This is a genomic window from Streptomyces noursei (assembly GCF_001646665.1).
GTDB lineage: Bacteria > Actinomycetota > Actinomycetes > Streptomycetales > Streptomycetaceae > Streptomyces > Streptomyces lavendulocolor.
Window position 1 is genome coordinate 266,364 of the sequence record NZ_LWBU01000179.1, and the last position, 12,949, is coordinate 279,312.

At 73.0% G+C, this 12,949-nt stretch carries 10 protein-coding genes; 6 read left to right on the top strand and 4 right to left on the bottom strand.

Features of this window, described 5'->3' with window-relative positions:
- Window positions 1-147 precede the first annotated feature (147 nt).
- A complete protein-coding gene (locus A4V12_RS16380) occupies window positions 148-1,341 on the bottom strand; it encodes an RtcB family protein (RefSeq protein ID WP_064070070.1) in 1,194 nt (397 codons plus the stop codon).
- 209 nt (window positions 1,342-1,550) lie between these two features.
- Here A4V12_RS16380 and A4V12_RS16385 point away from each other — a divergent pair, with 209 nt between their 5' ends.
- The 3 genes from A4V12_RS16385 (at window position 1,551) to A4V12_RS16395 (ending at window position 4,870) form a co-directional block, all read left to right on the top strand.
- A complete protein-coding gene (locus A4V12_RS16385; RefSeq protein ID WP_064070071.1) occupies window positions 1,551-2,411 on the top strand; it encodes a hypothetical protein in 861 nt (286 codons plus the stop codon).
- 145 nt (window positions 2,412-2,556) lie between these two features.
- Window positions 2,557-3,291: a DUF3558 family protein gene (locus A4V12_RS16390; protein WP_064070072.1), complete on the top strand. Its 735-nt coding sequence runs from the start codon at window positions 2,557-2,559 to the stop codon at window positions 3,289-3,291.
- A gap of 106 nt (window positions 3,292-3,397) precedes the next feature.
- Window positions 3,398-4,870: a DUF2637 domain-containing protein gene (locus A4V12_RS16395; RefSeq protein WP_064070073.1), complete on the top strand. Its 1,473-nt coding sequence runs from the start codon at window positions 3,398-3,400 to the stop codon at window positions 4,868-4,870.
- Between the two features lie 78 nt (window positions 4,871-4,948).
- Here the strand turns inward: A4V12_RS16395 and A4V12_RS16400 are convergent, their stop codons facing one another.
- Window positions 4,949-5,152, bottom strand: coding sequence for a hypothetical protein (locus A4V12_RS16400; RefSeq protein WP_064070074.1), 204 nt, complete (start codon window positions 5,150-5,152; stop codon window positions 4,949-4,951).
- A 174-nt stretch (window positions 5,153-5,326) separates the two neighbouring features.
- Complete coding sequence (lysS, locus tag A4V12_RS16405) at window positions 5,327-7,069, bottom strand: lysine--tRNA ligase (protein ID WP_064070075.1); 1,743 nt, start codon at window positions 7,067-7,069, stop codon at window positions 5,327-5,329.
- Window positions 7,070-7,241: 172 nt separating this feature from the next.
- Here lysS and argS point away from each other — a divergent pair, with 172 nt between their 5' ends.
- Window positions 7,242-8,999: an arginine--tRNA ligase gene (gene argS / locus A4V12_RS16410; RefSeq protein ID WP_064070076.1), complete on the top strand. Its 1,758-nt coding sequence runs from the start codon at window positions 7,242-7,244 to the stop codon at window positions 8,997-8,999.
- 86 nt (window positions 9,000-9,085) lie between these two features.
- Here argS and A4V12_RS16415 read toward each other — a convergent pair whose 3' ends face one another.
- Window positions 9,086-10,729: a helix-turn-helix domain-containing protein gene (locus A4V12_RS16415; protein WP_064070077.1), complete on the bottom strand. Its 1,644-nt coding sequence runs from the start codon at window positions 10,727-10,729 to the stop codon at window positions 9,086-9,088.
- A gap of 297 nt (window positions 10,730-11,026) precedes the next feature.
- On the opposite strand from A4V12_RS16415, the gene A4V12_RS16420 reads away from it, so the two are divergent.
- Window positions 11,027-11,776: a DUF4232 domain-containing protein gene (locus A4V12_RS16420; protein ID WP_064070078.1), complete on the top strand. Its 750-nt coding sequence runs from the start codon at window positions 11,027-11,029 to the stop codon at window positions 11,774-11,776.
- A gap of 169 nt (window positions 11,777-11,945) precedes the next feature.
- Window positions 11,946-12,887, top strand: coding sequence for an NAD(P)-dependent oxidoreductase (locus A4V12_RS16430; protein WP_079137075.1), 942 nt, complete (start codon window positions 11,946-11,948; stop codon window positions 12,885-12,887).
- Window positions 12,888-12,949 lie beyond the last annotated feature (62 nt).

The following is a 12,949-nucleotide window of genomic DNA, read 5'->3' on the forward strand; positions in this document are numbered from 1 at the left end:
GCCGCACGCCCGCCGCACGGCCGCCACAGGGCCCCGCGGCACGGTGAAGGGCCCCGGCGGTGACATCCGCCGGGGCCCTCCCCGCCCGGGCCCCGGACGTCCGGTGCCCTGCACGTCGTCCGGGGGGTCACCCCCTCGCGCGTACCCTCAGCCCTTCACGCACACGACCTGCTTGAGCTTGGCCACCACCTGCACCAGGTCGCGCTGCTGGTCGATGACCTTCTCGATCGGCTTGTACGCACCGGGGATCTCGTCCACGACACCGGAGTCCTTGCGGCACTCCACGCCCCGCGTCTGGTCCTCCAGGTCCCGCGTCGTGAACCGCCGCTTGGCGGCGCTGCGGCTCATCTTCCGGCCCGCGCCGTGCGAGGCCGAGTTGAAGGACGCGTCGTTGCCGAGACCCTTGACGATGTACGAACCGGTGCCCATCGAGCCCGGGATGATCCCGAAGTCGCCGGAGCCCGCACGGATCGCGCCCTTCCGCGTGACCAGCAGGTCCATCCCGTCGTACCGCTCCTCCGCCACGTAGTTGTGGTGGCAGGAGATGACCTGGTCGAAGGTGACCCGGGCCTTCTTGAACTCCTTGCGGACGACGTCCTGGAAGAGCGCCATCATGATCGCGCGGTTGTACTTGGCGTACTCCTGCGCCCAGAACAGGTCGTTGCGGTACGCCGCCATCTGCGGGGTGTCCGCGACGAAGACGGCGAGGTCGCGGTCGACCAGCCCCTGGTTGTGCGGCAGCTTCTGCGCCTCGCCGATGTGGTACTCGGCCAGCTCCTTGCCGATGTTCCGGGAACCGGAGTGGAGCATCAGCCAGACCGCACCCGTCTCGTCGAGGCAGAACTCGATGAAGTGGTTGCCCGATCCCAGCGACCCCATCTGCTTGGCCGCCCGGTCCCGGCGGAACCTCACAGCGTCCGCCACCCCGTCGAACCGCGACCAGAAGTCGTCCCAGCCCGCCGTCGGGAAGCCGTGCAGCCGGCCGGGGTCGACCATGGTGTCGTGCATGCCGCGCCCCACCGGAATGGCCTGCTCGATCTTCGAGCGCAGCCGGGAGAGGTCGCCGGGCAGGTCGTTGGCCGTGAGGGACGTCTTCACCGCCGACATGCCGCAGCCGATGTCGACACCGACCGCCGCCGGGCACACCGCCCCGTGCATCGCGATCACCGAGCCGACCGTGGCGCCCTTGCCGTAGTGCACGTCCGGCATCACGGCCAGGCCCTTGATCCACGGCAGGGTGGCGACGTTCTGCAGCTGCCGCATCGCCCCGTCCTCCACGGTCGAGGGATCGGTCCACATGCGGATCGGGACCTTCGCCCCGGGCACCTCTACGTACGACATGGTTCCTCAATTCCCCCGACAAGTATGAAAGCGCAAAAACCGGCACCAAGGCCCGCGAAAGAGACAGCGGACCGGCATCGACGGCGGCGCGTGCGATACACATTGTGTCCATCGGCCGACGACGGGCGGCAACCCGTTTTCCCCGGGGAACAGCCGGCGGCCGGCACCGGCCGGCCCGGCCGGCACCAGAGCGAAAGGAGCCCGGGACCGTGCAGCGAAGGGCGTACGTACCCGGCGTGGCCGCACTCCTCGCGGCACTCACCGCCGCCGTCACCGGCCTCACCGGCTGCAGCGCCGGTTCCGGCCAGGACGGAGCCGCGGCCGACTCCAAGCCGGGCGACCCCTCAGGGCCCGTCGCCCGGCCGGGCAAGTACCGCACGCTCCTGGAGCCCTGCCGCTCAGTCCAGCGCGCCACGCTCAAGGACCTCCTGCCCGGCGCCGCCCTGCTGCCCGAGCAGCAGCGCGAACGCGTCTACCGCGGCACCGCCACCGTGACGTACGACACCGACCGCCGCGCCGGTTGCAGCTGGAAGACCGACGGCCCCGACGCCTCCCACCAGCTCACCATCGACTTCGAGCGCGTCGTCTCCTACGACCCCGCCGTCAGCGACGACGACCGCGCCCAGCAGGTGTACGCGGACAAGGAGGCCGCCGCCGACCTCCCCGCCACCGCCCCGCCGGCCCCGACCGCCACGCCCTCCCCCGCCGCCAAGGCGTCCCCGTCCGGGGCCGCGACCGGTGCGGCCACCGGGCCCGCGACCAAGCCCGCCACGGCCGGGGCGTCCGGCGCCCCCGCCACCGGCGCCACCGGCAGCCCCGCGCCCGAGGGCCTGGAACCGCGCGTACTGGCCGACCTCGCCGACGCGGCGTTCCTCGACGACGTCCTCGCCCGCGCCGGTTCGACCGCGCAGCACCGCACCGTGAGCGTGGTGTTCCGCACATCGAACGTCATCGTGACCATCCGGTACGGCGAGCAGCCCGCCCGGGTCACCGAGGTGCCGGACAGCAAGGAACTGCAGGAAAAGGCCCAGGGTCTGGCCCGGAACCTCGCAGAGAGCTTCGAGGAGTAGCCGCCCCCGGGCGGGCCGCCCCGCCCGGCGGCGGTGGCCCGCCCACCGCCGGGGGGCCTCCCCGCGGACGCGGCGACTCGGGCTACGGTGTCGGAACCGTAGACCGCAGGACCGCCGGACCGTACGACAAGCGACTGAAGGAACCATGCACCGATCAGCCCCGCGACTCACCCGCATACTCGCCTGCGCAGCCGTCCCGGTGATGCTCGTCGCCGCCGGCTGCTCGTCGGACTCCGACGGCAAGAGCGGCAAGAGCGGCACGACCGCGCAGTCACCGTCCGCCGCCTCCTCGCCGCAGCCCGCCGTGAAGCCCACGCCGACCGTCGCGCCGGCGAAGTACACCAAGCTCCCCGACGCCTGCAAGGCCATCACCGGGGACACCGTCGAGGACCTGGTGCCGGAGGTGAAGAACGAGAAGGGCACGCCCGGCAAGTCCACCGACACCGACAGCCGCGGCAGCTGCGCGTGGAACGGCCTGGACGACAAGGGCGTCAAGGGCTCGCAGTACCGCTGGCTCGACATCTCCCTCCTGCGCTACGAGTCGGACCCCTCGCTCGGCAGCGGTGAGCAGCGCGCCCAGGCGAACTACACCAAGGAGGTCGCCAAGGTGAAGGCGACCGAGGGTGCCACCGGCCTCAAGACCTCGCCCGCGGCGGGTGTCGGCAACGAGTCGACGGCCCTCAGCTACGGCCTGAAGAAGACGGAAGAGGACTTCAAGTACGCGGCGATCGTGACCCGTACGGAGAACGTGCTGATCACCGTCTCCTACAACGGCGCGGGTTACGCGGGCGCCACCACCCCGACCCCGTCCGACCTGATGGAGGACGCGGTCAAGGCCTCCAAGGAGGCGGTGGCCGCGGTCGCGGCGGCCAACAAGTAGCCGTATCCGGACCGTTTGCGGAGCCCGGACCTCCCCCGAGGTCCGGGCTCCGAACGCGTGTGCCAGGCTTTGCCCGCTCGGGTACGTCAAAGGGAGGGGATCGCGGGTGGCCGCGATGCAGCTGACACGCACGCACCGCATACTCATCGGCGTCGTCATCACCGGTGCGGTGATCATCGCCGGCATCGGTTTCGCCGGTTCGTACGCGGCCGTGCGCGAGCTGGCCGAGAAAAAAGGATTCGGCGACTTCTCGCTCGTCTTCCCCATCGGCATCGACGCCGGCATCTGCGTCCTGCTCGCCCTCGACCTGCTCCTGACCTGGCTGCGCATCCCCTTCCCCCTGCTGCGGCAGACGGCGTGGCTGCTGACGGCTGCGACGATCGCCTTCAACGGCGCGGCCTCCTGGCCGGACCCGCTCGGTGTGGGCATGCACGCCGTGATCCCGGTCCTGTTCGTGGTCGCGGTGGAGGCCGCACGGCACGCGATCGGCCGGATCGCCGACATCACGGCCGACAAGCACATGGAGGGGGTACGCCTCACCCGGTGGCTGCTCTCCCCGGTGCCCACGTTCCGGCTCTGGCGCCGGATGAAGCTGTGGGAACTGCGCTCCTACGAGCAGGTCATCAAGCTGGAGCAGGACCGGCTGATCTACCAGGCCCGCCTTCAGGCCCGTTTCGGCCGTGCCTGGCGCCGCCGGGCGCCGGTGGAGGCGCTGATGCCGCTGCGGCTGGCCAAGTACGGCGTGCCGCTCGCCGAGACCGCTCCGGCGGGCCTGGCCGCGGCGGGCATCGATCCGGTCCTGCTGCCGCCGAACCCCCTCCAGCAGACGGGCGCGGTGCCCGAACTGGAACTCCCGCAGCACCGGGCCGCGCAGGAGCACGACCAGCCGGCCCAGGCCCACCCCGACACCGCCGGGGCCCGGCCGGAGCCGCAGCCGCAGCCGGAATCCCTGCCCCGGCAGGACCCGGCCCCCGCGCCCGCCCAGGCCGCCCAGGCGCCCGGACCGGTAGCGGGCCCGGTCGCGGGCCCCGTCCCGGACCCCGGGTTCCCGCAGGCGGCGGGGCCCGAGCCCGAGGCGCCGTTCCAGCCCGAGGCCCCGCTCCAGCCCGAGGTCCCGCTCCAGCCCGAGCAGCCCGAAGTCCCGGTGCCCGCCAACCACGTGAGCCCCTGGTTCGCCGCCGCGCAGCTGCCGCAGGAGTCCCCCGAGCGCGGTTACGCCCCGCCCTACGCGGAAGCCGGACCCACCGAGCCCGCCGGACCCACCGGTCCCGGGCCCGCCGGTCCCGCCGATCAGCCGGCCGCCCCCGACGCCGAGCCGGCCCCCGGTGCCGAGCCGGTGCCCGAGGGGGCGGCGGAGATCGCCGGCCCGGACGCCGAGGAGTTCAGGCGCCTGGTGTACCCGGTGTTCAAGCAGTTCGTCGACGAGAACAGCGACTGGCCCAGCGTCGAGGCCCTGACCTTCCACCTCGCCGACCGCCACGGCATCCGCCACCCGCTCGGCGCCGTCCTGCTGCGCCGCCTGCTGCCCGAGTTCAAGAAGCGCTACCAGGCGCAGCTGGCCGCCGACCACATCGCGTAACCGCCGGGCCCACCGAGCGGCCCCAGGCCGGGCGGCACACCGGCGGGCGGGCACACCAGCCGCACTCCGGCCGTCGGCTCAGCGCCGCGCGCCCGACTTCCCCGTCTCCCCGTACACGGCGAGGACCGCGCCGAGGACGGCCAGGGCGGCGTACCCGGCGGTCGGAATCTCCCACCACTGGTGCAGCAGGCCCCAGGGCTGGTCCCCGAAGGTCCGCCCGAAGAAGCCGAGCACGCCCTGGACGCCGGTGACCCAGCCGATGATCGCCACTGTCTGTCTCATGGGATCCACGGTCCCGCGGCCGGCGCCGGGAGTCGTCCTGCGCCGGGGTGAGACGCGGGTCGTCCGAAGGATGCAGTGAACGGCCGGAGGGCCCCCACCTCCAGGTGGGAGCCCTCCGTCCGTCGCACCGCACGCCTCACGCGCGGCGCCCCGCGTGGCGATGCGGGCCGCGCGTCACGCGCCGAGCAGCTTGCGCACCCGGTCGGCGCCCACCGCCAGCAGCAGCGTGGGCAGTCGCGGGCCGGTGTCCCGGCCGACCAGCAGCTGGTAGAGCAGGGCGAAGAAGGTGCGCTGGGCGACCTTCAGTTCCGGCGTCGGCTTCGCCTCCGGGTCGAGACCCGCCATCACCTTCGGCACTCCGTAGACGAGCGTGGTCAGCCCGTCCAGCGACCAGTGGCTGTCCAGGCCCTCCAGCAGCAGGCGCAGGGACTCGCGCCCCTCGTCGTCCAGCGAGCCGAGCAGCTCGCCGTCGGGCTCGGAGCGGACGATGGTGCGCTGGTCGGCCGGGACCTGGGTGGAGATCCAGTTCTCGGCGCGGTCCAGCCGCGGCCGGGCCTCGTCGAGCGAGGACAGCGGGTTCGCCGGGTCCAGCTCGCTCAGGATGCGCAGCGTCTGCTCGTCGTGCCCCGCCGTGATGTCGACGACCGAGGCGAGCGTCCGGTACGGCAGCGGGCGCGGCGTGCGCGGCAGCTCGCCGGCGGCCGTGCGGACCGCGCGGGAGTGGGCGGCGGCGTCGGCGGGCAGCACGCTGCCGTCGGCGACCTTCGCCTCCAGCTTGTCCCACTCGTCGTAGAGCCGCTGGATCTCCTGGTCGAAGGCGATCTTGAAGGCCTGGTTCGGCTTGCGGCGCGCGTACAGCCAGCGCAGCAGCGGGGCCTCCATGATCCGGAGCGCGTCGGCCGGGGTGGGCACGCCGCCCTTGGAGGAGGACATCTTCGCCATGCCCGAGATGCCGACGAACGCGTACATGGGACCGATCGGCTGGACGCCGTCGAACACCTCGCGCACGATCTGCCCGCCCACGACGAAGGACGACCCGGGCGAGGAGTGGTCGACGCCGCTGGGCTCGAAGATCACGCCCTCGTACGCCCAGCGCATCGGCCAGTCGACCTTCCAGACCAGCTTGCCGCGATTGAACTCGCTGAGCTTCACCGTCTCGGAGAAGCCGCAGGCGCAGGTGTACGCCATCTCCGTCGACCCGTCGTCGTACGAGGTGACGGTCGTCAGGTCCTTGCCGCACTGTCCGCAGTACGGCTTGTACGGGAAGTAGCCCCCGGCGCCGCCGGAGCCGTCGTCCTCGCCCGCCGCGCCGGACCCCTCCGCGGCCTCCAGCTCGGCCTCGTCGACCGGCTTCTGCTGCTGCTTCTTCGGCTTGCCGGTCGCCTTGTCCTTCGTCCGGTACCGGTCGAGGATCGCGTCGATCGCGCCCCGGTGCCGCATGGCGTGCAGGATCTGCTCGCGGTAGGCGCCGGAGGTGTACTGCTCGGTCTGGCTGATCCCGTCGTACTCGACGCCCAGCTCGGCCAGCGACTCGATCATCCCGGCCTTGAAGTGCTCCGCCCAGTTCGGGAACGGGGAGCCGGACGGGGCCGGGACGGACGTCAGCGGCTTGCCGATGTGCTCGGCCCACGACTCGTCCACGCCCGCGATGCCGGCCGGCACCTTGCGGTACCGGTCGTAGTCGTCCCAGGAGATCAGGTGGCGGACCTCGTGGCCCCGGCGCCGGATCTCGTCGGCGACCAGGTGCGGGGTCATGACCTCGCGGAGGTTGCCCAGGTGGATGGGGCCCGAGGGCGACAGGCCGGAGGCGACCACGACCGGTTTCCCAGGCGCACGTCGCTCCGATTCGGCGATGACCTCGTCCGCGAAACGGGAGACCCAGTCGGTCTCGGTGCTGCTCTGAGCCACGATCGGCACGTCCTTGATTCCTTGGGATTCTCGAAGCCTGGCGTAAGACATTCTCCCAGACGGAACAACGTCCCCCGAGGTTGTCCACAGCCCGGGCAAAGGCACGACAAAGAGCTTGCGGACCCGTGGGACACTTGACAACCGGAATAAGCATTCACCACCACGACAGGAACGGAAGCTCATGGCCTCGGTCCCTTCCCTCGCTTCGACCGTGCAGCAGCGCCTCGCGGACGCCCTCACGGCAGCCCTGCCGGAGGCCGGCTCCGCCGACCCCCTGCTGCGACGGAGCGACCGGGCCGACTTCCAGGCCAACGGCATCCTGGCGCTGGCCAAGAAGCTCAAGGGCAACCCGCGCGAGCTGGCGGCCAAGGTCGTCGAGGCGATCGGCGCCGACGACGTCTGCAAGGACATCGAGGTGTCGGGCCCCGGCTTCCTCAACATCACCGTCGCCGACAAGGCGATCACCGAGACCCTCGCCGCCCGTGCCGCCGACGACCGCCTCGGCGTGCCGTACGCGGAGAAGACCGGCACGACCGTCATCGACTACGCCCAGCCGAACGTGGCGAAGGAGATGCACGTCGGGCACCTGCGCTCCGCCGTGATCGGCGACGCCATGGTCAAGATCATGGAGTTCGCGGGCGAGAAGGTGATCCGCCGCCACCACATCGGCGACTGGGGCACCCAGTTCGGCATGCTCATCCAGTACCTGATGGAGCACCCGCACGAGCTGGACCACAAGGACGCGGACGTCTCCGGCGAGGAGGCGATGAGCAACCTCAACCGCCTCTACAAGGCGGCCCGTGCGCTGTTCGACTCCGACGAGGAGTTCAAGGCCCGCTCCCGGGACCGTGTGGTGGCGCTCCAGTCGGGCGACGAGGAGACCCTCGCGCTCTGGCAGCGGTTCGTCGACGAGTCGAAGATCTACTTCTACTCGGTCTTCAACAAGCTGGACATGGAGATCGCCGACCCGGACGTGGTCGGCGAGTCCGGGTACAACGACATGCTCGACGAGACGTGCCGCCTGCTGGAGGAGTCCGGCGTCGCCGTCCGCTCCGAGGGCGCCCTGTGCGTGTTCTTCGACGACGTGAAGGGCCCGGACGGCAACCCGGTCCCCCTGATCGTCAAGAAGTCCAACGGCGGCTACGGCTACGCGGCCACCGACCTGTCGGCGATCCGCGACCGGGTCCAGAACCTGGGCGCGGACACCCTGGTGTACGTCGTGGACGCCCGCCAGTCGCTCCACTTCAAGATGGTCTTCGAGACCGCCCGCCGCGCGGGCTGGCTGGGCGACCAGGTGCACGCCGTGCAGCTCGCCTTCGGCACGGTCCTCGGCAAGGACGGCAAGCCGTTCAAGACCCGTGAGGGCGAGACGGTGCGGCTGGTCGACCTGCTGGACGAGGCGATCGACCGGGCGGCGGCCGTGGTCCGCGAGAAGGCCCAGGACCTCACCGAGGACGAGATCGCCGAGCGTGCCGCCCAGGTCGGCATCGGCGCGATCAAATACGCGGACCTTTCCACCTCCGCGTCCCGGGACTACAAGTTCGACCTGGACCAGATGGTGTCGCTCAACGGCGACACGTCCGTCTACCTCCAGTACGCGTACGCCCGGATCAAGTCGATCATCCGCAAGGCCGGCGACGCCGAGCCCGCCGCCCACCCGGACATCGCCCTGGCCCCGGCCGAGCGCGCCCTCGGCCTGCACCTGGACCGGTTCGCGGAGACCCTGACCGAGGTCGCGTCCTCGTACGAGCCGCACAAGCTGGCCGCGTACCTGTACCAGCTGGCGTCCCACTACACGACGTTCTACTCGGAGTGCCCGGTCCTCAAGGCGGACACCCCCGAGCAGGTCGAGAACCGCCTGTTCCTGTGCGAGCTGACGGCCCGCACCCTCCACCAGGGCATGGCGCTGCTCGGCATCCGCACCCCCGAGCGCCTCTGACCCAGCCGTGACCGGTCGCCGCACCTCAGGGGCGCGGCGACCGGAACGGCCCGCTCAGGGCTGCGGCGACCGGAACGGCCCGGGCCTCAGCCCTCGTTCGGGACGTGCGGGATCCACCCGCTGCCGCCGAGGGGGTAGTCGAAGGCCGGACGGCCGCCGATGGCGCTCGTGGTGAACGGCCGCCCGTGGTCGTCGACCCTCAGCGTCCCGCGCCGGTCCCCGCTGCTCCACTCCAGCTCCAGGTACCAGCGCACGGCGTGCCCGGCCGTGTGCGCGGTGACCCGCAGCATCTGCGGATCGTTCGCGGACACCTTGTACGGGAAGTCGACCGCGGGGATCTCCCGGTCGCCCTGCCGTCCCGCGACGGACACGGCCCGCGGGCGCGCCACGTCCAGGTTGACGTCGAAACTCCGTGGCGTCATCTCGCCACCGCACCCGACGCCCATCGTGTACGCGTTCCACGGCAGCGGCGCGTCCTTCCCCACCACCCGTACGTGCAGGGCGTGGAGCACCACCGTCTCGTCGCCGGTGCTCTGCACGGCCAGGTCCATCATCATGTCGCCGCCGGGCGCCCCGCCCAGGGCGGTCACCCAGCCCCGCGCGTCCTGCTCCGACGGCGGCGGCGGGACCTGCGCGGGCGGCCGGTCCACCACGTACACCTGGCTGCACGGGTCGCGCCAGACGTACGGCTGTACGTCCACGGCCAGCGGTACGCCCCGGTCGCGCGGCCGGTCCGGTACCGCCGCCCCGGGGGCCGGGGCCCCGGACGGCGCGGCGGACGGCGGGGTGCCGGCGGCGGTCGGGGTGGGCGCGCCGGACGGGACGGAGGCGGACGGCGAGGACGGCGCCGGCGTGCTCGGGCGCGGGCCCGGCCGCGGGGAGCCGGACGGGCCGGCGGCACCGGAGGCCGCGGCGCGCCCGGCGGGGCCCGCCGCGGTGCCGGGGCCCTGCGGGTGCCCGGAGTTCAGGGTCACCGCGAGCGCGGTGGTGGCGGTCAGCACGACGACGGCCGCCGCGGCGGCCACGAGCCTGCCCCGCCGCCGGGAGCGGGGCGGGCCGGACGTCGCAGAGGACGCCGGCGCCAGCACGGCCACGGGGTCGTCACCCGGATCACCGGAAGAACCGTCCCCGCCCGCCGGGCCGCGCCCGTCGTCCCCCGGAGAGCGGTCCGCACCCCCCGAGCCTTCTTCCTCGCCTGGAGAACCGCCCGAGCCCGCCGAGCCGCGCCCCTCCTCCCCCGGAGCACCGCCCCCGTCCCCCGGACCGCGCCGCCCGTCGTCCTCCGAAGCGCCGGCAGCCGCCGCCACAGGCTCGTCCACGCTCTCCCGCCCGGCATCCCCCGGGGGCTCCTCCGCTCGGAGCTCGGCGCCGTCCCGCCGCTCGGCGGACGGCGCCTCCACGGCCGCCCCCTGTACCGCGGCCACCTCCTGCGCCACGGCCGCCTCCCGTGCCACGGCCGCCCCCTGCGCCGCGGCGCGCCCGCGACGCCGGGCGTCGTCCGCGACGATCCACCGCCGGTGCAGGGCCACCATCTCGTCGCGGGACGCCCCGCAGAGCCGCGCGAGCCGCTCCACCGGGGCGAACTCCGTCGGGACGGCGTCCCCGTTGCAGTACCGGTGCAGTGTCGAGGTGCTCATGTGCGCCCGCTTGGCGAGCGAGCCGTAACTCAGCCCGGAGCGCTCCTTCAGCCCGCGCAACGCCTCCGCGAAGCCTTCCGTCTCGGTCCCCACCCCAACCAACCCTCCACCGCACCATCCCGGAACAGCGTTCCAGGCACTCAACGAACCTGCAGGTCAAAGCCGTTCCGGCGTTCCAGCGTTCCCCATTGTCCCGTGCCGATTGCCCGTGGATCACGCCGCCGGGCACGGTGTGTCCGGCACCACCGAGAGGGGGATCCCGATGCGGCCGCACCGCCGCCTCCACCTCGTCGACGCCTGCGCCGTCGCCGTACTGATCGCCTGCACGGCGGTCGTCGTCGCGCTGATCAACCGTCACTGACCGCACACCCACGGGGAGAACGAACCACCATGCGCACCTTCCGCACCCGCACCACCGCCGCCGCCGTCACCGCCGTCCTGGCCGCGCTGTCGCTGACCGCCTGCCAGAACGACGACGCCTCCGGCGCGGCCGGCCCCTCCGCCCCCGCCTCCGCCGCACCGGCGACCACCGCCCCGGCCCCGGGCGGGTCCGCCGCGGGCGGGGCGAGCCGGACCCCGGCGACCGGCGGCGCGACCGGCGCGACCGGCACGAGCGGCGGCACGACCGCCCGGCCGTCGGCCGACGGTCCGGGCGCCGGGAAGGGCTCCACCACCGGCGGCGCGGCCACGAAGGCCCCGTCCGAGGGCGCACCCGTCACCGAGCCCTGCGGAGCCGACGTCAAGGTCACCTACACCCCCGTGAGCCGCCCCCTGAACCACGGTCTCCTCACCCTGACCAACACCGGCTCGCAGCCCTGCGCCGCCTACCACGCGCCGCTGCTCCGCTTCGACGACGGCCAGGCCGCCACCCCCGTCAACGACTCCAGCAGGCCCCAGGCGGTCGTTACCCTCTCCCCCGGCGCGGCGGCATACGCGTCCATCACGCTGGCCGCGGCCGACGGGAGCGGCAGCGACGGCGGCACGGTCCGCAAGCTCGCGGTGCACTTCGCCCCGCGCAGCGGCGAAGGGTCGACGGACGCCGACCCGGCGGTGATCGCGCTGCCCTCGGGGACGTACACCGACACGTCGGCGACCGTCACCCACTGGCAGAGCTCCATGGACGACGCCCTGATGTACTGACCCGCCCCGCACGTCCGGGGCCACGTGAGCCGGCGCCGCGCCAGGACGGCGCGGCGCCCCTCACGCACCAGAAGGTAAGTACCTGACCAGATAGTGGGTACTTGTCGGAAGTTCAGCGGCGGACGAGGATCGGGACATCCCACCGGACAGCCCTTCGAGGAGCACACCCATGTCCCCGTCCACACCTTCCTCCCCTTCCCCCTCGCCCGCGATCTCCCCGTCCTCCCCCTCCGCCACGGCCCCGCCGTCCGCCGCTCCCGTCTCCGTGCTGGGCCTCGGCATGATGGGCACCGCCCTCGCCACCGCCCTCGTCCGCGCCGGACACCCGGTCACGGTCTGGAACCGCACCCCCGCCAGGACCGGACCGCTCGTCGCCCAGGGCGCCACGTCGGCCGGCACGCCCGCCGATGCGGTCGCCGCGAGCCCCCTCGTCGTCCTGTGCCTCCTCGACAACGCCAACGTCCACGAGGTCCTCGACACCCTCGGCGACAGCGTCTCGGGCCGGACCCTGGTCAACCTCACCAACGGCACCCCGACCCAGGCCCGCGAACTGGCCGCCCGGGCCGCCGAGCGCGGCGCCCGCTACATCGACGGCGGCATCATGGCCGTACCGCAGATGATCGCCGGCCCGCACGCCTACGTCCTCTACAGCGGCGACGAGGAGGCGTACCGGGCGCACCGGGCGACCCTCGCCGCGTTCGGCGGCACCACCTGGACCGGCACGGACCCCGGCCTGGCGGCGCTCCACGACCTCGGCCTGCTCACCGGCATGTACGGCATGGTCATCGGCGTCCTCCAGGCCTTCGCCCTCGTCCGTACGGAGAACATCCGGGCCGCCGACTTCGCCGAGCCGCTCGTCACCTGGATCGGGGCCATGCTCGCCGGCGCCCCCGAGTGGGCCAGGGCCATCGACGCGGGCGAGCACCTCACCGACGTCTCCAGCATCGCCGTCAACCAGGCGGCCTTCCCCAACTTCCTTGCGGCGTACCGCGACCAGGGCATCAGCGGCGAACTGTTCGCGCCGTTCCAGAAGCTCCTCGACCGGGCCATGGCCGAGGGGCACGCGGAGGACGGCCTGTCCCGCCTCACGGACCTGCTCCGCAACGAATGAGCCACCTGTGACCCGCCTGCCCCCATGCGCCCCCGTTGCGCCCACCGGCGGGGGCGCCGGAC